The 19,821-nt window shown below is 45.7% G+C and carries 17 protein-coding genes; 13 read left to right on the top strand and 4 right to left on the bottom strand.

Annotation, left to right across the window (positions count from 1 at the left end):
- The first annotated feature begins 1 nt into the window (after window position 1).
- From JK130_RS05080 to lysS, 6 genes are all read left to right on the top strand, one after another.
- Window positions 2-820 carry a hypothetical protein gene (locus JK130_RS05080; protein ID WP_218353134.1) on the top strand — a complete coding sequence of 273 codons (819 nt, stop codon included), beginning with the start codon at window positions 2-4 and terminating at the stop codon, window positions 818-820.
- 180 nt (window positions 821-1,000) lie between these two features.
- Window positions 1,001-2,584, top strand: a complete 1,584-nt coding sequence (gene prfC / locus JK130_RS05075; protein WP_218353133.1) for a peptide chain release factor 3 — start codon at window positions 1,001-1,003, stop codon at window positions 2,582-2,584.
- Between the two features lie 9 nt (window positions 2,585-2,593).
- Entirely contained in the window at window positions 2,594-4,327 is a 1,734-nt protein-coding gene (gene argS / locus JK130_RS05070) for an arginine--tRNA ligase (RefSeq protein ID WP_218353132.1), read from the top strand.
- 95 nt (window positions 4,328-4,422) lie between these two features.
- Window positions 4,423-4,998, top strand: coding sequence for an NADPH-dependent FMN reductase (locus JK130_RS05065; protein ID WP_218353131.1), 576 nt, complete (start codon window positions 4,423-4,425; stop codon window positions 4,996-4,998).
- A 136-nt stretch (window positions 4,999-5,134) separates the two neighbouring features.
- Window positions 5,135-6,233 (top strand): peptide chain release factor 2 gene (prfB, locus tag JK130_RS05060; RefSeq protein ID WP_218353130.1). Its coding sequence is split into 2 segments (ribosomal slippage): window positions 5,135-5,209 and window positions 5,211-6,233, totalling 1,098 coding nucleotides; the frame shifts between segments, so codons are not numbered across the junction.
- 19 nt (window positions 6,234-6,252) lie between these two features.
- Complete coding sequence (lysS, locus tag JK130_RS05055; protein WP_218353129.1) at window positions 6,253-7,791, top strand: lysine--tRNA ligase; 1,539 nt, start codon at window positions 6,253-6,255, stop codon at window positions 7,789-7,791.
- Here lysS and JK130_RS05050 read toward each other — a convergent pair.
- The 3 genes from JK130_RS05050 to JK130_RS05040 are packed head-to-tail and all read right to left on the bottom strand — an operon-like array spanning window position 7,782 to window position 9,953.
- Complete coding sequence (locus tag JK130_RS05050; protein ID WP_218353128.1) at window positions 7,782-8,705, bottom strand: ketopantoate reductase family protein; 924 nt, start codon at window positions 8,703-8,705, stop codon at window positions 7,782-7,784. The genes lysS and JK130_RS05050 overlap by 10 nt on opposite strands.
- 18 nt (window positions 8,706-8,723) lie before the next feature.
- Complete coding sequence (locus tag JK130_RS05045; protein ID WP_218353127.1) at window positions 8,724-9,407, bottom strand: pseudouridine synthase; 684 nt, start codon at window positions 9,405-9,407, stop codon at window positions 8,724-8,726.
- Complete coding sequence (locus JK130_RS05040; protein ID WP_218353126.1) at window positions 9,408-9,953, bottom strand: Hpt domain-containing protein; 546 nt, start codon at window positions 9,951-9,953, stop codon at window positions 9,408-9,410.
- A 227-nt stretch (window positions 9,954-10,180) separates the two neighbouring features.
- On the opposite strand from JK130_RS05040, the gene JK130_RS05035 reads away from it, so the two are divergent.
- The 3 genes from JK130_RS05035 to JK130_RS05025 all read left to right on the top strand — a co-directional run bounded on the left by JK130_RS05035 (window position 10,181) and on the right by JK130_RS05025 (window position 15,455).
- The gene (locus JK130_RS05035) at window positions 10,181-13,063 is read left to right on the top strand and encodes a M16 family metallopeptidase (protein WP_246587699.1); all 2,883 of its coding nucleotides are present in this window, start codon (window positions 10,181-10,183) and stop codon (window positions 13,061-13,063) included.
- Between the two features lie 93 nt (window positions 13,064-13,156).
- Window positions 13,157-14,755, top strand: coding sequence for a glutamate--cysteine ligase (gene gshA, locus JK130_RS05030; protein ID WP_218353125.1), 1,599 nt, complete (start codon window positions 13,157-13,159; stop codon window positions 14,753-14,755).
- 67 nt (window positions 14,756-14,822) lie between these two features.
- The gene (locus JK130_RS05025; RefSeq protein ID WP_218353263.1) at window positions 14,823-15,455 is read left to right on the top strand and encodes a transglycosylase SLT domain-containing protein; all 633 of its coding nucleotides are present in this window, start codon (window positions 14,823-14,825) and stop codon (window positions 15,453-15,455) included.
- Window positions 15,456-15,845: 390 nt separating this feature from the next.
- Here JK130_RS05025 and smrB read toward each other — a convergent pair whose 3' ends face one another.
- Window positions 15,846-16,409 (bottom strand): endonuclease SmrB, encoded by a 564-nt coding sequence (gene smrB, locus JK130_RS05020; protein ID WP_218353124.1) that lies wholly within the window; start codon window positions 16,407-16,409, stop codon window positions 15,846-15,848.
- Between smrB and JK130_RS05015 the strand changes: the two genes are divergently transcribed.
- From JK130_RS05015 to JK130_RS05000, 4 genes are read left to right on the top strand one after another with little or no spacing between them, the layout of a single operon-like run.
- Window positions 16,408-16,554, top strand: a complete 147-nt coding sequence (locus tag JK130_RS05015; RefSeq protein WP_218353123.1) for a hypothetical protein — start codon at window positions 16,408-16,410, stop codon at window positions 16,552-16,554. The genes smrB and JK130_RS05015 overlap by 2 nt on opposite strands.
- Window positions 16,554-17,495: a 50S ribosomal protein L3 N(5)-glutamine methyltransferase gene (gene prmB / locus JK130_RS05010; RefSeq protein WP_218353122.1), complete on the top strand. Its 942-nt coding sequence runs from the start codon at window positions 16,554-16,556 to the stop codon at window positions 17,493-17,495. Before JK130_RS05015 ends, prmB begins: the two co-directional genes overlap by 1 nt.
- 3 nt (window positions 17,496-17,498) lie before the next feature.
- A complete protein-coding gene (gene aroC / locus JK130_RS05005) occupies window positions 17,499-18,599 on the top strand; it encodes a chorismate synthase (protein WP_218353121.1) in 1,101 nt (366 codons plus the stop codon).
- Window positions 18,600-18,602: 3 nt separating this feature from the next.
- Window positions 18,603-19,811 carry an MFS transporter gene (locus tag JK130_RS05000; protein ID WP_343210980.1) on the top strand — a complete coding sequence of 403 codons (1,209 nt, stop codon included), beginning with the start codon at window positions 18,603-18,605 and terminating at the stop codon, window positions 19,809-19,811.
- Window positions 19,812-19,821 lie beyond the last annotated feature (10 nt).

The raw sequence follows: 19,821 nt of genomic DNA, 5'->3' as shown, positions 1-19,821 counted from the left end.
CTTGCGAATATTTATATTTTTTATTACTTTAGTTTTCACACTTGATATTTTAGCAGATGACAAAAAAATTTCAGCGCAAAAGATTGAAAATTTAGTTCAAAATTTTGGGGTTTGTGATTCAAAGAAAGAATCATGTGAGGTGAAAAAAAAAGAAGAAGTAATAAAGCAAGATAAATTTCTCGAGATTAGCTGGGAATTGAAAGATGTTCTATATTTATTAACTCCATTGGTTGCTTTATTGGCTTTAGTATACACTATTAAAAGTAACAGAGTTGGCAGACTGAACCGACTTGAAGACCAGTTTTTAAATGAAATTGATAACTTTTGGTTCAAAGAATTTATTACCCCTAAGATTCTTAATCCAATTTTTGATTTTATAAGCCAACAGCATCTTAAGTTTAAAAGTTTATCTCCCCTTTGTGAAGAAGCTGAACAGGATATTATTACTATCATTGAGAAAAGTATCGAACAACTTACTGATGCCACTACTGAGCTTCAGCTCTCCTTGAATTTATTGTCAAATATTCCATATGGTGAAACTTATTCAAAATCAGTGACAGAGGTAATAGATGAATTGGAAGATCATTTGAGTTGTTTTTTGTTTTCGGCAGAAGAGTTACCATTTGTCGCAGACGATAGTAACACGCTACAGTCTTTTAGCTCTATACAGGATATTTTTTCGTTTACACAAAGTAAAGTCCTTGAGCTTACGAAAGATTATAGAAATGACACGAAAGTTCGTATGAAAGATTACGCTTTAGAAAGCCAAAAATCTTTTTTAGCTCGTTTTACCAATGCAATCAAAAATCGCTACGGTTAATCAGAAATTTTCAAGTTTTGACTGCTATAAAATGACTTTTCATGTCCCAAGCCTATCAAAAAAGAGGCTAAACGCTCCTTTTTTTTGTTATCATTCGCCACCCAATTAAACAATGCCGAGAAATGCCAAGAAAGACTTTACGGTAACCGTAGCGGCACCAGAAACCCAGATTAAATTTTTATGAGCGCAATATCTTTAGAAATCAGTAAGAGACGCACGTTTGCTATTATATCGCACCCCGATGCGGGTAAAACGACTATCACTGAAAAAGTCTTATTGTTCGGCAATGCATTACAAAAAGCCGGAACCGTCAAGGGCAAAAAGTCGGGCCAGCACGCAAAGTCTGACTGGATGGAAATGGAAAAAGAGCGGGGCATCTCGGTTACTACCTCGGTGATGCAATTTCCTTATCGTGAACATCTGGTTAATCTTTTAGACACACCAGGACACGAAGACTTTTCAGAAGACACATATCGTACATTAACTGCGGTAGACTCGTGCGTGATGGTTATTGATGCTGCCAAAGGGGTCGAAGCCCGAACGCGTAAGTTGATGGAAGTTACCCGTCTGCGCGACACACCTATTATTACCTTTATGAATAAGCTGGATCGTGACATTCGCGACCCAATGGAGTTGTTAGACGAGGTTGAGACCGAGCTAAGTATCGCGTGTGCCCCCATTACCTGGCCCATTGGTAGCGGTAAAAGCTTTAAAGGGGTATATCATCTGCACCGTAACGAAGCCATTTTATATAAAAGCGGGCAGGGTCATACTATTCAGGATGTCCGTATTATAAAAGGCATTGATAATAGTGAGCTTGATGAAGCGGTAGGCAGTGACTTAGTGCAAACCCTGCGCGACGAACTGGAGCTGGTGGTCGGCGCTTCGAACGAATTTGATCATGAACTGTTTATGGCAGGTGAAATAACACCGGTGTTTTTTGGTACCGCGTTAGGTAACTTTGGCGTAGACCATATGCTTGATGGATTAGTTGAGTGGGCACCAGCGCCTTTAGGTCGTGAGACCGAAGAGGGCAGAGTAGAGTCCGACTCGCCCGGGTTTAGCGGCTTTGTATTTAAAATTCAGGCAAATATGGACCCTAAACACCGCGACCGCATCGCCTTTTGCCGAATTGTATCGGGAAAATACGAAAAAGGCATGAAAATGAAACATACCCGCATTGGTAAAGATATCCGTATTGCCGATGCGCTGACCTTTTTGGCCGGCGACCGGTCACTGCTTGAAGAGGCGTACGCAGGCGATATTATTGGTTTGCATAACCACGGCACTATTCGTATTGGTGATACATTTACCGCCGGCGATAATTTTCGATTTTCGGGCATTCCTAATTTTGCACCTGAATTGTTCAAACGTATTCGTTTGCGCGATCCGTTAAAACAAAAGCAGTTATTAAAAGGCCTTATACAGTTGTCTGAAGAAGGCGCAGTACAGGTTTTTCGTCCGCTTATTAACAACGACTTAATTGTGGGCGCAGTGGGTGTGCTGCAGTTTGATGTGGTCGTTGCCAGGCTAAAAGCCGAGTATAATGTTGAAGCGATTTATGAGCATATCAGCGTTAATACCGCGCGCTGGGTTTACAGCGAAGACGCCCGAAAACTAGAAGAGTTTCAGCGCAAAGCCGGACAAAACCTGGCCCTTGATGGCGGAGATAACCTAACCTATATCGCTCCAACCATGGTGAATTTGCAACTGGCGCAAGAGCGTTACCCCGACATCCAATTTACCCACACCCGGGAACACTAAGACACAACTATGAATATACATGCATTATTAATCAGCCGGTTTAAAGAAGCCTTAACCGAACTGAACGCCGCTGATGCTCCGGTTCCTATTGCCCGCAGCGCTCGCCCGGAATTTGGCGAATACCAGTTTAATGGGGCGATGGCCCTGGCCAAACGGCTTAAGCAAAAGCCGCGTGATATTGCCGACAAGATTGTTGAGCGGGTAAAGCTAGACGATGTGGCCGACAAACTCGAAGTGGCCGGCCCTGGATTTATTAATATTCATTTAAGCGACCGCTGGCTGGCAAACCAGTGTGAACTTGCCATACACGACCCGCGCCTGGGTGTGGCCAAACAGCCAAAGCAAAATGTGGTGGTTGATTATTCTTCGCCTAACCTAGCCAAAGAGATGCACGTAGGTCACCTGCGTACCACTATTATTGGTGACAGCGTAGTAAAGCTGCTTGAATTTTTGGGTCATAACGTCATTCGCCAAAACCACATGGGCGACTGGGGAACCCAATTTGGTATGTTACTGGCGCATTTGCACGACAAGCTACAAAACAATCAAATGGCCGAAACAGCACTGTCCGATTTAGAAGACTTTTATCGTGAGGCGAAAATCCGCTTTGATCAGGAAGCCGACTTTGCTGACCGGGCCCGCGAGTTTGTGGTTAAACTGCAAGGCGGCGATAAAGCCTGTCTGGCGTTGTGGGAACAGTTTATTGATGTATCGATTACCCATAGTGAAGAAGTATACGAAAAGCTTAATGTTAGCCTGACCCGCGACCATATAATGGGAGAGTCGGCTTACAATCACGATTTAGCCCAGGTAGTGTCTGATTTAAAAGAAAAAGGCATTGCGGTAGAAGATCAGGGGGCTCAGGTCGTCTTTATTGAAGAGCTGGCCGATAAAGAAGGCAATCCTGCTGTTTACATCGTGCAAAAGTCAGGTGGCGGCTACCTGTATGCTACGACCGACCTGGCCGCAATGCGTTATCGCAGTGGTAAGCTGAACGCCGACAGAACCCTGATACTTACTGATGCCCGCCAGGCATTGCATTTCAGGCAAACTGAAATTGTCGGCCGTAAAGCTGGCTTTATGGCGCCTGAACAAAGCTACGAACATTGTCCGTTTGGCATGATGTTAGGCAGCGATGGTAGACCTTTTAAAACCCGAACTGGCGGCACCGTTAAGCTGGTTGAGTTGTTAGATGAAGCCGTAGAACGGGCTCGCAATTTAATTGCACAGCGTGACAACGAGTTAACTGAACAAGAGCTTGCCGAGGTTGGACGCAAAGTTGGTATTGGCGCGGTAAAATACGCGGACTTAAGTAAAAACCGCACCACCGATTATGTGTTTAACTGGGATACCATGTTAAGTTTTGAAGGAAATACGGCCCCTTATCTGCAATATGCTTTTACCCGGGTAAAAAGTATTTTCAGAAAAGCCGGTGTTTCGTTAGCTGACTTACCAATAGACATCTCGCTAAACGAAAAGCAAGAACATGTGTTGGCCGTGCAGCTATTGCAGTTTGAAGAAACCATCAATGTAGTGGGCCGCGATGTTACTCCGCATGTTATGTGTGCTTATTTGTATGATTTAGCCAGCAGTTTCATGAGTTTCTATGAAGCATGTCCGATTTTGCGTGATGACACTCCGGTGCAGGTACGCCAGAGTCGCTTAGCCCTGGCAGCTTTGGTTTCCAATACCATGGCACTGGGCTTGTCCCTACTGGGTATCGAAACCCTGGAAAAAATGTAAACTAAGTACTAAGCCATTACAAAATAATGCAATTGTACATTGTTGACTAAAGGGCTGTTGTCTACAACAGCCCTTTTTTTTAAGGAATAAAAATAATGCCAAAACTTCTCGCTTTTTGTGGCAGTACACGCCGTAATTCATTCAATAAAGCTATTTTAAAGGTTGCCGCGCAAGGCGCCGAAGAGGCAGGCGCCGAGGTAACCTTAATCGATTTGGTTGACTATGCCATGCCGATATTTAACGAGGACGAAGAAACCGAGCAGGGAATTCCAGAACGGGCACAGGCATTTAAAGAACTGATGATTGAGCATGATGGCTTTCTTATCGCCTCGCCCGAATACAATAGCAGTTACCCCGCGCTTTTGAAAAACACCCTGGACTGGGCCTCACGCGCAGCAGAAGGTGAGTCTATGATGCAGGCATATCGTGGCAAGGCGGCCGGTATTATGGCGGCGTCAGCGGGCGGGTTAGGCGGGTTGCGGGTGTTAATGGCCCTGCGTATGTTGCTTGAGAATGTGGGGGTGCTGGTTCACCCAAACCAAAAAGCGATTGCCAAAGTTGATTCCCTGCTCGACGAAGAGGGCAATGTGGCTAATGAAAAAACCATTAAACAGCTCAAAAAACTGGGCGCAGATACGGCCAAACTGTGCGCTAATATTAATGCTAATTAACAATTAGTTCCGCATTAAGCCACTAAAGCCGATAATACGGCTTTAGTGGCAATTTCTTTTTGTGCTTACCGCTATCAAAATTTCACTATTTTCGTTACTATTCGCGGTCTCAATTTTTATCTGAATGTAGCGGATTATGTTGGAAACAAACCCTGTTCAAAACGCCATAGTCGATATTCGCCAGCGCACCGAAGCGCTTAGGGGGTATCTTTGACTACGATGCAAAGTCAGAGCGTTTAGAAGAAGTTAATCGTGAACTTGAAAACCCCGACGTATGGAACGACCCCGAGCGGGCCCAGGCGTTAGGTAAAGAAAAAGTAGCGTTAGAACTCATTGTCGATACTGTCGTTCAGCTTGAGCAAGGTGCTGAAGATATCGATGGTTTAGTTGAGCTGGCCATTGAAGCTGATGACGAAGAAACCTTTGAAGAAGCGAAGGTTGAGTTAGAAACATTACTCAAAAAGCTTGAAGGATTAGAGTTTCGCCGGATGTTCTCAGGCCCTAATGATGCTGCTGACTGCTATCTTGATTTACAGTCTGGCTCAGGCGGAACCGAAGCCCAGGACTGGGCGAATATGCTGCTAAGAATGTACCTGCGCTGGGGCGAAGCTCACGGTTTAAAAACCGAAATTATTGAATTGTCAGAAGGCGATGTGGCGGGCATCAAAAGTGCGACTGTGCGTTTTGAAGGCGAGTATGCCTTTGGCTGGCTGCGTACTGAAACCGGTGTGCACCGGCTGGTAAGAAAGTCTCCTTTTGACTCGGGCAATCGCCGCCATACCTCTTTTTCGTCTGCATTTGTGTACCCTGAAGTGGATGATGATATTGACGTGGATATCAATCCTTCTGATCTGCGAATCGATACTTACCGCGCCTCAGGCGCAGGTGGTCAGCACGTAAACCGAACCGATTCAGCGGTACGGATCACCCACGAACCCACCGGAATAGTGGTGCAGTGCCAAAATGACCGCTCGCAGCATAAAAATAAAGATCAGGCGATGAAGCAGCTAAAAGCCAAAATTTATGAGTTTGAGCTACAAAAGCAAAATGCTGAAAAGCAGGCGCTGGAAGAGAGCAAGTCTGATATTGGCTGGGGTAGCCAGATTCGTTCGTACGTGCTTGATGACTCACGTATTAAAGATTTACGTACCGGTATAGAAAACCGCAATACCCAAGCGGTTTTAGACGGTGATTTAGACAAATTTATTGAAGCCAGCCTGAAGTCCGGGCTTTAACAACACAAGCGATTAGGTTATGACCGACCAACAAGACGAAAATCGATTAATTGCCGAGCGCCGGGCTAAACTGAGCGCAATTCGTGAAAACTGCAAATCTAACGGTTTTCCTAATGACTTTCGTCGCGAGCATTACGCTGACGATTTGCAGCAAAAATTTGGTGAGCTGGACAAAGAAACGTTAGCCGAACAACAGCATAAAGTCAGTATTGCGGGACGCATTATGGCCAAACGTGGGCCGTTTTTGTTGCTTCAGGACATGAGCGGGCGCATTCAGTCCTATGCTGCTAAAGATACCCAGAAAGACATCAAAGCCCGTTATGGCGCGCTGGATATCGGCGATATTATTGGTGTGTCGGGCGTACTGCATAAGTCTGGTAAGGGTGATTTGTACGTAGATATGGCGCAATACCAATTGCTGACTAAAGCCTTGCGCCCATTGCCTGAAAAGTTTCACGGTTTAAGCGATCAGGAAACTAAATATCGTCAGCGTTATGTTGACCTTATCACCAGTGATAAAACCCGTGAAACCTTTCGCATTCGCAGCGCGTTGATCAACGGTATTCGCCAGTATTTGACCGAGCGCAAATTCATTGAGGTGGAAACCCCGATGCTGCAGGTGATCCCGGGTGGCGCTACGGCTAAGCCGTTTACTACCCATCACAATGCGATGGATATTGATATGTATCTGCGTATTGCCCCTGAGCTGTATTTAAAGCGTTTGGTAGTGGGCGGCCTTGAGCGGGTATTTGAAATCAATCGCAACTTTAGAAATGAAGGATTATCAACGCGTCATAATCCTGAATTTACCATGCTGGAGTTTTATCAGGCATACGCTGACTACAACGATCTGATGAATCTGACAGAAGATATGCTGCGCACGCTGGCGCAAAATATTCTGGGCTCTACCAAGCTGGAAAACACCGTGCGTAACAGCAGCGGTGAGGTGACCGATACCAAGCAGTATGATTTTGGTCAGCCGTTTGTGCGCCTTAGCATGGGCGAGGCTATTTTAAAATACTGGCCAGACGCCAACGAAGCGGCTATTCGCGACCCAGAAGCCCATTTGGACGAGCTTAAAGCAATGGCCAAACAGCTACATATCAAAGAGCCCGAAGTAGACGGTATTTGGGGCCCTGGTAAGTATTTGTGCGAAATTTTTGAAGCCACTGCCGAAGAACAGCTGGAACAGCCAACGTTTATTACCGAGTACCCGTGGGAAGTATCTCCGCTGGCACGACGCAACGATGATAATCCGTTTATTACCGATCGCTTTGAATTTTTTGTGGGCGGACGTGAGCTGGCTAACGGATTTAGTGAGTTAAACGATTCAGCTGACCAGGCCGAACGTTTTCGCAAACAGGTTGAAGAAAAAGATGCTGGCGATGATGAAGCCATGCACTTTGACGAGGACTATATTCGGGCGCTGGAGTTTGGCTTACCGCCAACCGCAGGGCAGGGTATTGGTATTGACCGGTTAGCGATGTTGTTTACCGACAGCCCTACCATAAAAGATGTTATTTTATTTCCGCATATGAAGCCGCAAGCTCAGGAATAATTTTTCTCTAGCGACTTTATTTTATTATGTAAGAAGGTATTGACGGGAACGTCGATACCTTTTTTTTCGGCCTGTTTTACAATAAATCCGTTGATGGCATCGTTTTCGCTTGTCCGTTTAGCCGAAATATCCTGGTGCATACTTGAATAGTTATTCGCAGTATTCGCGATGATCAGCTGTACATTCTCTTTTAGAAAATCAGAGGTTAGATCAATCTTACACGCCTGGGCAACTTGCGCGACTTCATCGCAAATGTCGCCGATTTGCCCCCGAAACTGTAAGCTGTCGAGTTTGCCGTTGGTAATATCATAAATTGCTGTCAGGGGATTAATTACCGCGTTAATAGCCAGTTTAGTCCATAAAGCCCGCTCAATATCTTCTTGCCAGGTAACCGGCTGTAAGCAGCGACTAAGAACTTTCATCACCATTTCGCTTTGTTCACCAGAGCCATTGCGATTATCCGGGGCTTCGCCAACCATAGTGCGACCAAACCCGGTATGCTTAACTTCGTGTTGATTGATTTTCATTGCCCCATGGCTGGTGGTGGCCAGATAGATGGGTTGCTTTTTCAATACTTCACGTACCGACTCTAATCCTCCCATCCCATTGTGCACCAATAAAACAGGCGTATTATCCTGTATTCTAGGTTGCCATTGGGCCGCGGCCTGAGCCAGCTGATGCGCTTTAACAGGCATAATCAATAAGTCTGTTTCGGCCAGTTTTTCAGGCTCTGGAAGATTTTGGTTTAATAATATCGATTGCCCACTATAGGTAATAAGTCGCTGAGTCAGCTGGTCGGCTCTGCGCGGCGAAAGACTATAAGCAATGTTGTTATGCTGCGCGCCAACGGCAATAAGCGAACCGATAGCGCCACTGCCTACAATATGAATTCGACCCAGGTTGGGAAGAGGCATTCAGGTTTCCTGTAAATGTTAATTTGGTAACTGATAATCAGGCCATTGGAGCTGGGTGACCGGTCCCAGTGAATCTAGCCATTGTCCAAATTCTACTGATTCGAAATGTGCACCAAAAGGGGGGCTGGTGACATGAATCAAGCTTTGGTTATATTTAAATACAATTTGCCAGGCATGTAAATACAGTCGTTCGGCTGAAGTGCCTTTATATAAGACATCACCCATTATCGGGGAACCAAGGCTTTTTAGTGCTACCCGAATCTGGTGTGTTTTACCGGTTAAAGGTTTAACCACAAAACCCCGCACGCCGGGCACCGTGGCTTGGCTGAAAAACTGCGTTACTGCCGGATGCGACTGGGTTTTTAATAAAACATGCTGACCCTGGCGGCGATTTTTCATATCTCCGGCCACGGTACCCTGTTTTTTCTTTGGTTTGGAGGACGCTACAGCCAGGTAATATTTTTGCACCTGGTGGGTAGCAAACAACTTGCCTATAGTCGCAGCCGCCTGTGCATGTCGCGCCAGTATCAAACAGCCCGAGGTCCCATCGTCAAGACGATGACACAGATGCAAGTGGTCATCGTCGACCAGGGCCTGAACTTGCGAAACAATACCGCACTGTTTATCGTGCATGGTCACACCCACAGGTTTATCGACCACATAAAAGTCGGGGTGTGTAAATAAAATTGTTGGCTCCGGCATTTAGCGTTCTATAAGTTCTATCGCCTGTTCATAATCAAGTTCGTCAATCGCGTCGCGTATCTCGTTTTTCGTACTTTCGTCAAAACTGAGTGAATTAAGCCAGTTGTCTAATTGTGACTGAGGAATAAATTCGTGTTGCTTTAATGCCCCAAGTAATGCTTGTTTTTGGATGTTATCAGATTCTGCGGTAGGCGTCTGAACCGTGTGGCCGTTAAGCTCATCAATAGTACTCAAGGTCAGTTGATGCGCCTGACTGAACTGCGCTACATTGTCGGGCACGCTGGCTTGATCTTTTAAATGGTTTTCAAACGCCCGGGCTTCTTCAAACAGGGCATTGCAACCCAGATTTCCGGCTACACCTTTTAATGTATGAACCAGTACACGGGCATCGTCCCAGCGATCATCTTTAAACGCCTGGTCTAGCTGCGCTGGAAGTTGACGATATTCATCTGCAAATTTTTGTAGTAACTTCAGCAACAAAGTGCGGTTACCACTTAATTGAGAAAGGCCGAAATCCAGGTCAATAATTTGAGGTGTGCTATTCATGATTTTTCCTTGTACCTTATTAGCAAATTGTAGGGCAAGCTGCGACAAATTGATACATTTCAGTTGGATGAGCTAAGGCCATTTACCTGATATTCTGGTAATCTGACCATAACTGCTGGCTCAGTGACATTTTTGTAACCCCCCGTAATTCAGCGGCAGGTTGCAAGAGCAACTCTTTGTGTGTTTCGGGGAAATTCACAAAACAACATTATATAAAAGGAAGTAAAATGTCGTTAACCCCTGTTTTTACCATTTCTGCAATGATAAGTAGCTTATTATTGTTAGGAGCTTGTCAGCAACAAAGCAACTCTCAATCAAAGTCTGGCAATTCGAGCACCATAGAGTCAACTGCTGCCGCTGAAAAATCCGCAGTGAGTATTAATTATCAGCGCTATGAGCTGGATAATGGCCTGGTAGTTATTTTACATGAAGATAATTCTGACCCATTGGTACATGTAGATGTGACTTATCATGTGGGGTCGGCGCGCGAAGAGCCAGGTAAATCAGGCTTTGCGCATTTTTTTGAACATATGATGTTTCAGGGGTCGCAAAATGTCGCCGACGAACAGCATTTCCAGATTGTTACTGAAGCGGGGGGCAATTTAAACGGCTCTACAAACAACGATCGCACTAATTATTATGCCAGTGTACCGGCTAATCAGCTTGAAAAAGTGTTATGGCTAGAAGCGGATCGTATGGGGTATTTATTGCCGGCAGTTGACCAGCAAAAATTTGAAAATCAGCGTGAAACCGTTAAAAATGAACGGGCCCAGCGGGTAGACAACCAACCGTATGGGTTGCGTCACGAACGAACCGTTGAAGCACTTTATCCATCTGGTCATCCGTATTCCTGGTTACCCATTGGCTATGTGGCCGACCTGGACCGGGTTGATGTAAACGATCTGAAAGCATTTTTTAAGCGCTGGTATGGACCTAACAATGCGGTTTTGACCATTGGCGGTGATATTGATATTGCGCAGACAAAAGCGTGGGTCGAACAGTATTTTGGGCCCATAGCAAAAGGGCCGGCAGTAGAAAGTGCGCAACCTGAGCCCGTCACTTTAGCGCAAGACCGGTATATTACCTTGCAAGATAATGTGCACCTGCCATTATTGCAAATTACCTACCCAACGGTTTACGCCCGTCACGAAGACGAAGCACCCCTTGATGTTTTATCAAACATTTTGGGGGGAGGTAAAACGTCCTTATTGTATAAAAATCTGGTAAAGGCCGGGGTGGCCGTACAGGCAGGGGTCAATCATCCTTGCAAAGAGCTGGCCTGTGAATTTCAAATACTGGCGCTTGCGAATCCGGCCAAAACAAAAGATCTGGCCCAGCTTAATCAGCTTATCGCGCAAACATTAAGCGAGTTTGAAGAACGTGGTGTGAAGCCCGATGACCTGGCCAGAACAAAAGCATCAATAGAAGCTTCCACCGTATTTGGTCTTCAAAGCGTCGCCGGCAAAGTTTCGGCATTGGCGAGCGGACAAACTTTTCAAAATCAGCCAGATCTCATCTCCGAAGATATCAAGCGCTATAACGAAGTTACGGCCAATGATGTGATGCGGGTTTATCGTAAATATATCAAAAAAGGACATGGTGTTTATTTAAGCGTGGTGCCAAAAGGCCGTACTAAACTGGCTGTTAAACCACAAAACTTTACTGTGCCAGAGCGTAATATAGAATCCTCAGATACCACTTCACAGATAACTGCTGCTCCTAAGCCGGACACGTTCAATCGTTCGGTGGTCCCGGATGCAGGCCCGGCACCTATAGTCACCGTTCCGTCGTTCTGGGAAACCCAGCTACCTAATGATATTCCCTTGTTGGGCATCACCAGTAGCGAAACCCCCACGGTCACTTTTACCTTACGAATGGAAGGCGGGGTTATTATGGATCCGCTTGAAAAAGCCGGTACTGCAGCATTGACCGCCATGATGATGAACGAGTCGACCGAAAATTATTCAAACGAAACACTGGCGAATGAGCTGGCTAAATTAGGAAGTCAAATTCACTTTAGTAGCGAAGGACGTTATACCCAGGTCAAGGTGTCAGCGTTAACTAAAAACTTACAGCCTACGCTCGCGCTTTTAGAAGAAAAGCTATATCGTCCGGCCTTTTCAGACGCAGACTTTACAAGACTGAAAGGACAGTTACTCCAAAGCATGCAGCAACAACTTAAAAATAGTGCGGCACTTGCTTCAAGAGCGCGTGATTTACTTCTGTTTGGCGCTAATAACAGGGTAAGTATGCCCGATGAAGGAACGCTTGAATCTATTGCTAACATTGAGCTAAATGATTTAAAAGCCTATTACCAGCAGTATTATTCACCCACTAAGGCTCACGCAGTGGTGGTTAGCGATTTGTCTGAAGCTGAGGTAAAACAACATTTTTCTTTTTTAACCCAGTGGCAGGGGTCAGAATACGAATTAGAACAATTTACCGCGTTTCCTGAAAATCAGCAGCAGAGCATATATCTGGTAGACAAGCCTGATAGCGTGCAATCGGTTGTAAAATTGGTCCGTCGAGGTCCATTATTTGATGCAACCGGAGACTATTTTAAATCGAAGTTGATGAACTTTGCACTGGGAGGCGCGTTTAATAGTCGTATAAACTTAAACTTGCGCGAAGATAAAGGCTATACCTACGGTGCCGGCACCGCCTTTGTAGGGGGCAAAACAATTGGATGGTTTGAAGCCAGTGCCGACCTTAACGGTGAAAATACCGCGGCCGGAATTACTGAAATACTGAACGAGATACGTCGCTATAAAGCCTCGGGCATGACTTCTGAAGAGCTGGCATTTATGCGCAATGCATTTACCTTAGGCGATGCATTAGACTATGAAACCCCTAGCAGTAAGGCTCGCTTTTTAAGTCAGTTACTGGCTTACGATTTGCCAACCGACTATCGTACTGAGCAATTAAAGATTATAAAAAATATTTCTTTAAAAGAGCTAAATACATTGGCGGCTCAACAGCTTGCGCCTGAACAATTGCAGATAGTTGTGGTGGGTAATAAAAAGGCGGTATTGTCACAGCTTCAGGGTTTGAATATGCCAATTGTCGAGTTGTCGCTACAGGATAATAGCCGTCGCCAATTAACACCATAAATACGCGGTTCATCGTATAGTCGGTGCGCCACAATTGATTTGTTTATGCTCAGCCTTATTTGGGTTGAGCATTTTAAATAAACGGATGAAGATTTGACTGTGACTGAACTGAACTTCGAGCAGCGCCTGGCTGCCTTGCAATCTTCCGGTTTTGCCAAAAGCCTGACTCAAATTAAACGTGGGGTAGAACGTGAAGGACTGCGAATTAAACCCAGTGGCGCCCTGTCTCAGGCTGAGCACCCCAAGGTGTTGGGTTCGGCGTTAACCCACGAAAGTATTACCACAGACTTTTCAGAGTCTTTGCTTGAATTTATCACTCCCCCTGCTGAATCGTCAAAAACGACCGTAGAGCAGTTAAATGATATCCACAAATTTGTACTTAGTAAGCTTGATAACGAATTGCTTTGGCCAATGAGTATGCCTTGCTTTATTGATGACGATAACGGTATTCCTATCGCTAATTTTGGTTCTTCCAATGTAGGTAAAATGAAGCAGGTCTATCGTATTGGTTTAAAAAACCGCTATGGCAGTATGATGCAGGCCATCTCAGGCGTTCATTTTAACTTTTCTTTATCTGCCGATTTTTGGAAGCAGTGGGCGCAGCTGCATAATACATCGCCTTCTCAACAACAAATTGATGCGGATTATTTTGCCCTTATTCGTAACTATCGTCGCACATGTTGGTTAATTCCTTATTTATTCGGGGCATCCCCTGCGTTGTGTAGCTCATTTTTAAAAGGTAAAGAACATAAGCTTCCTTTCAAAAAAGTGGGTAAAGGTACGTACTACATGCCTTATGCAACTTCTCTGCGAATGAGTGATTTGGGTTATACCAACGCAGAACAGTCATCCCTTGAGATTTGTTACAACGAACTTGATAACTACGTACGTTTGTTGCGTGATGCCATGCAACGACCGTCAACCCGTTTTAGTCAATATGCCGCGGGAGAAGAGGGGCACTGGCAACAACTGAGTCACAATATTTTGCAAATTGAAAACGAATTGTATGCACCGATTCGTCCAAAGCAACCCACACAAGCGATGGAAAAACCCTCTGATGCTCTGGTGCGTCGTGGTATTAGTTATATAGAGGTACGCGCGTTAGACATTAATCCGTTCGACCCTAATGGTATTGACCAACAGCAGATGGACTTTTTAGATGTGTATCTGGTTACCTGCTTGTTAATGCCCAGTGAAGAGTTGACCTTAGAAACCATTGCTACCGCCCGCGATAATATGAACAAAGTGGTATTGGAAGGCCGCGATCCTGAATTAACGCTAAGCCATCAGGGTAACGAGGTTACAATGCTGCATTGGGCCGCAGAGCTGTTTGATAAGTTTGAACAAGTCGCCGCCATTTTTGATAATGCCTACGATACCCAAAACTACACTACCGCGGTGGCCGTGGAACGCGCTAAGTTAGCGGATCCGGCAAAAACGCCTTCAGGGCAAATTATGGACATGCTGCTAAAAGATGATGCTGATAATTCTGCATTAGGACTTTTGCTGGCCAAAGAATATGCCCAGGCTTATGCTAAGCTAGATTATACTCACCAGAATGAGAACGACTTTCAAGAGCTGGCGAAATCTTCGTTGCAGGCACAAAAAAAGATTGAAGACGCTGACGAGGAGGACTTTGAAACATTTATTCGTAATTATTTCAATGAACCGCCGGCGAAAAAAAACGCCTGACAATGTCAGGCGTTCAAAGCGTTCCAGGGAAACACACATTTTGCTAGAACAATTGTTTGGACACGCGATGTCAGAAAAGTTCAAATCTATTTATCAGTTTTTTGTAGCAGGGCTGGCTTGCTTACTATTAACAAGTTGCGCTACCGCACCGCCTAAAGATATTAGTAACATTTGCAAAATCTTTGACGAAAAAAATGACTGGTACGATGCGGCAGCCGACTCTCGCGATAAGTGGGGGGTTCCTATCCATGTTCCTATGGCGATGATGTATCAGGAAAGCTCTTTCAGACACAACGCTTTACCCCCCAGAGATTATGTTTTTTTTGGCTTGATTCCTTGGGGACGGGTAAGTACCGCCTACGGTTATTCCCAGGCTAAAACCATGACCTGGAGCGATTATATCAATGAAACCGGCAATAGCTGGGCTGACCGCGACGACTTTGACGATGCCATGGATTTTATGGGCTGGTTTATTTATAAAGCCTATTTGATAAACGGCACCTCAAAATGGGACGCTTACGCACAGTATTTGAATTATCACGAAGGGTGGGGCGGCTACAAACGTCGAAGTTACGATCGTAAACCCTGGTTGAAAAAAGTTGCTTCTAAAGTAAAGTCACGCTCGCTTCGTTACGCCTCACAGTTAAAGACCTGCGAAGAAGACTTAAAGAAAAACTGGTTTATGCGGTTGTTTACGTAAAAAAGGGCTGAGCAAGCGCACCACACACCTACCCAGCACGGGCGTTAAGCCAAGACCGTTAAATCACCTTAACGCCAAACAGGCAAACTCAGGTTATTGCAAATGATAATGATTTGCAATAGCGACTGTGTATTTTTATTTTCTTTTGCGGGTAGGCTTTAATGGGTAGGCTTTAAATGTCAGTTAACGTTGGCAAAAAAATAAGGTAACCAGTTATCGCGATGCTGAAGCATTGACCAATAGCCTTGTATTCATAAAAGAAAGTCGATTCGCCAATACCACGCAATAATGATGTACCTGGCCAGCAAGTACTCAAGATATAGCGTAGGCTAACGTACTGAATAAAACAAAAACGCGCTAGGTTTTAACAAGCACACAGCAGTTTGCGGATTATTTAAAATGTGTAGGTTCGGCAGTTTCTACCAATACCAGCAGCGCTCCCTGGCCCCCGTGTTCAAGGGGAGCCTGATGAAATGCCATAACATGAGGATGCTGGACCAATAAGTGAGGTAAAGCTCGCTTGAGCACACCTGAACCAATGCCATGCACCACCCCCACACAGTTAATCAATTGTTTATGAGCGGTATGCAATAACGCGCTAAGCTCTAGTTTGGCAGATTCACGGGTCAGGCCATGTAAATCAAGAATCAGCTCAGGGTAATAGTCGCCCCGGCGCAATTGTTTCAGGTAGTGGGTGGATACATTCTCGCGGCAATAGCGCATGGGTCCCTGTTCAGGCAAAGCTGCCTGATAAATATCTGAAAAAGCAAAGCTTGCTGTGGCCTGTCGCTGTTCAGCCTGATCGCGTCGCCGCGCCTTTTGAGCGGGTGTAGACGAAAGGGTTTTGTATGGGGTTACTTTATCTTGTGATAAAGGCTTTACCGCGCCCATGGTTTCACGAAACAGTGCAAAATCTTCGTCTGGTGAACCCTTGTCAAAAGTATCGTCTGCCATGCTAACCTTTTTTGTACGAAGCGTTGCCTGTGTTGCGCCCGGATATGTTCAAATTCGTGTCGGTGCGGCCAAATTAGTCATGGGCGCGCTGGTTATCTTTGGGTATGATACCAGCTTTATTTTAGCGGATGTACCGGGTGCCTGATGACAGACAAAATTTATCTGGATGAAGCTATAAACGATCTTCACTGTATATTAGATATGGTGCGCTGGTCGGTTAGCCGATTCAATGATGCTCAATTGTATTTCGGTCATGGTACCGACAATGCCTGGGATGAAGCAGTTTCGTTGGTTTTATACGGTTTGCATTTACCCCAAAACCTGCCTGCCCAGACCGGAGACGGTTTGTTTTCGGCGCGGTTAACCAAAAGCGAGCGTGAAATGATTGCCGAGCTGGTTTTAAAACGGGTTCAGACTCGGTTGCCACTACCTTATATTACTAATGAAGCCTGGTTTTGTGGGTTGCCATTTTATGTCGACGAACGGGTATTGATACCCCGTTCGCCATTTGCCGAGCTTATCGAAAGTCGCTTTGAACCTTTTCTGACGGGGTCTCCGGCAACAATTTTAGATATGTGTACCGGTGGCGGATGTATTGCCATAGCCTTAGCACATCAGTATCCGGATGCGCAAATTGACGCGGTTGATATAAGTCCTGAAGCGCTTGAAGTGGCAGATATGAACATTCAGGAGCATCAACTATCAGACAGGGTGTATCCTATTGAATCGGATCTGTTCAGCAGCTTACAAGGCCAGCGCTACGATCTCATTGTTTCCAACCCTCCCTATGTTGATGCTGAAGATATGGCCGACTTGCCCGACGAGTTTCAACACGAGCCAGAACTGGCTTTAGCGGCAGGCAATGATGGCCTTGATTTAGTCGAACACATGCTTAAACAAGCGCCTGACTATCTTAATGAGGGTGGCTGGATGTTTGTCGAGGTGGGAAACAGTGAAGTACACATGCAGCACCGTTTTGCAGGACTTGAGGTACAATGGCTGAGCTTTGCTCAAGGCGGCCATGGTATTTTTGCGATTTCAAAAGAATCCCTGATTCAGTTTTTTAATTCAAAGGAAAGTCATTAAACAATGTCTGGAAACAGTTTTGGTAAACTTTTTACCGTAACCACATTTGGCGAAAGTCACGGCATCGCTATTGGCGGAGTTATCGATGGATGTCCGCCGGGCCTTGAAATTAACGAGTCTGATTTGCAGGTGGATTTAGACCGGCGTAAACCCGGGACCTCGCGTTATACCACGGCGCGTCGTGAAGATGACGAAGTGCAAATTTTATCCGGGGTATTTGAGGGTAAAACCACGGGTACCAGCATCGGGCTGTTAATTAAAAACAAAGATCAGCGCAGCCAGGATTATTCAGACATAAAAGATCGGTTTCGTCCTGGTCATGCAGACTATACCTATCAACAAAAGTACGGCGCCCGGGATTATCGCGGCGGCGGGCGTTCATCGGCCCGTGAAACAGCAATTCGCGTGGCAGCAGGCGGCATTGCTAAAAAATACCTCAAAGATTATTTTGGCGTGCACATTCACGGTTATTTATCGCAGCTTGGGCCGATAAAAATTAAACAGGTAGATCCTAAGGTAACCAACACCAACCCATTTTTTTGCCCCGATGAAAGCAAACTTGACGCGTTGGATGACTACATGCGCACCCTCAAAAAGTCGGGTGATTCTATTGGCGCTAAAGTGTCGGTAGTTGCTTGCGGAGTCCCCGCGGGCTGGGGCGAGCCCGTGTTCGACCGGCTCGACGCGGATATCGCCAGCGCCATGATGGGGATCAATGCGGTGAAAGGCGTAGAAATAGGCGATGGTTTTGGCGTAATTGAACAAAAAGGCAGTGAGCATCGCGATGCCTTAACTTCTGGAGGTTTTGCCAGCAATCATGCCGGTGGCGTACTGGGGGGAATATCTTCGGGGCAGGATGTCGTGGTACACATGGCACTTAAACCAACGTCGAGTATTTCGGTACCCGGTAAAACCATAGATGTAAATGGCAATGAAATTGAAATTGTAACCAAAGGCCGTCACGACCCCTGTGTAGGGATACGGGCTGTGCCCATTGCTGAGGCTATGTTAGCCATTACGTTACTTGATCATTGTTTACGTCATCGTGCTCAAAATGCTCATGTGCAAAGCAATACGCCTTATATTTCAGGGCAGGCAGACTAAAGCGTGAACAAAGCCTCAGTTCAGGGAAAAGGATCTGCCCACAGTACGCTTAACTTTATATTGCTGGCCGTGACCTATTTATTGTATTTCGGCCAGCTAGGCGTTCTGGTTCCCTACCTGGGAATATTCTTAGATGGACGCGGCTTTAGTTCTGCGGATATCGGCAATTTGTTTGCCGTCATTACCTTATCGCGAATTATAGGGCCATCTTTATGGGCGAGTCTGGCTGATAAAACCGGCCGAACCGCCTTTATTTTGCGCACTGGCTGTCTGTTAAGTGCAATTTGCTTTGTAAGTGTCTTTTATTTCTCAGGGTTTTGGGGGCTGACACTATCATTTGGCTTAATGATGATGTTTTGGACCGCGGTCTTACCTCAACTTGAAGTTATCACCATGCAAGCTGTAGCCCCTACCAACATCAGCTATGGCAAAGTGCGACTGTGGGGCAGCATAGGGTTTATTGTCTTTACGGTGGCGGTAGGCAAAGCGCTCGATATCTTTAGTTCAGAAACACCGGTAATAGTGAGTATGGGGGTGCTTAGCGCGCTCTTTGTGGCCTCACTGTTTATTCGCCAGCCCGATATTGACCGGCACTCTGTAACTTCCGCTGGCTCGATATGGGGCTATGTCACCCGACGGCCTTTTGTGGTTTTTCTTCTTAGTGCTACGTTACTACAAGTAAGCTTTGGTCCTTACTATGGATTTTTTGCGCTGTATCTCCGTGATTTGGACTACACCGGACAACAAACCGGTTTACTAATTGCGTTGGGGGTGGCGGCTGAGGTCGGCATATTCTTACTTGCAGCACGTTTGATACAACGCTTTGGCATCTGGTGGCTATTGATGGTGTGTATGCTGCTTACCGCTCTCCGGTGGTATGCATTTGCCAGTTTTGCCCACTATGTGTGGGTGGTCATCGCCGCACAGCTTATCCATGCACTTAGCTTTGGACTGACACACGCAGTCTCGGTACACTTTATTCACCGTTTTTTACCCGCACAATTTCATAGTCGCGGGCAGGCATTGTACATCTCTATCGCGTTTGGGTTGGGTGGAGCGGTAGGGAACTATGGTGCCGGGCAGCTATGGGACCAGGGAGCAAATGCACAGCTTACTTTTGGGTTAGCCGCTATTATAGCATTAGGAAGTGCGATAGTTTTGCTGGGAAGTCGTGAACAACAAATGAAACAAAGCGCTTTAACGCGAGCATAATAACAACGAT

Source organism: Alteromonas lipotrueiana (genome assembly GCF_019249245.1).
Classification (GTDB): Bacteria; Pseudomonadota; Gammaproteobacteria; order Enterobacterales; family Alteromonadaceae; genus Alteromonas; species Alteromonas lipotrueiana.
Note: the sequence above shows the minus strand (reverse complement) of the source record. Positions and strands in the feature narration are given on the sequence as shown.

Bases quoted from the DNA above. Each gene is read 5' to 3' on its own strand.
- argS (WP_218353132.1), top strand. From the start codon at position 2,594: ATGAATATACATGCATTATTAATCAGCCGGTTTAAAGAAGCCTTAACC.
- smrB (WP_218353124.1), bottom strand. From the start codon at position 16,409: ATGGCAGACGATACTTTTGACAAGGGTTCACCAGACGAAGATTTTGCA.
- lysS (WP_218353129.1), top strand. From the start codon at position 6,253: ATGACCGACCAACAAGACGAAAATCGATTAATTGCCGAGCGCCGGGCT.
- JK130_RS05050 (WP_218353128.1), bottom strand. From the start codon at position 8,705: ATGCCTCTTCCCAACCTGGGTCGAATTCATATTGTAGGCAGTGGCGCT.
- JK130_RS05040 (WP_218353126.1), bottom strand. From the start codon at position 9,953: ATGAATAGCACACCTCAAATTATTGACCTGGATTTCGGCCTTTCTCAA.
- prmB (WP_218353122.1), top strand. From the start codon at position 16,554: ATGACAGACAAAATTTATCTGGATGAAGCTATAAACGATCTTCACTGT.
- JK130_RS05035 (WP_246587699.1), top strand. From the start codon at position 10,181: ATGTCGTTAACCCCTGTTTTTACCATTTCTGCAATGATAAGTAGCTTA.
- JK130_RS05065 (WP_218353131.1), top strand. From the start codon at position 4,423: ATGCCAAAACTTCTCGCTTTTTGTGGCAGTACACGCCGTAATTCATTC.
- JK130_RS05045 (WP_218353127.1), bottom strand. From the start codon at position 9,407: ATGCCGGAGCCAACAATTTTATTTACACACCCCGACTTTTATGTGGTC.
- aroC (WP_218353121.1), top strand. From the start codon at position 17,499: ATGTCTGGAAACAGTTTTGGTAAACTTTTTACCGTAACCACATTTGGC.
- prfC (WP_218353133.1), top strand. From the start codon at position 1,001: ATGAGCGCAATATCTTTAGAAATCAGTAAGAGACGCACGTTTGCTATT.
- JK130_RS05015 (WP_218353123.1), top strand. From the start codon at position 16,408: ATGCTAACCTTTTTTGTACGAAGCGTTGCCTGTGTTGCGCCCGGATAT.
- JK130_RS05025 (WP_218353263.1), top strand. From the start codon at position 14,823: ATGTCAGAAAAGTTCAAATCTATTTATCAGTTTTTTGTAGCAGGGCTG.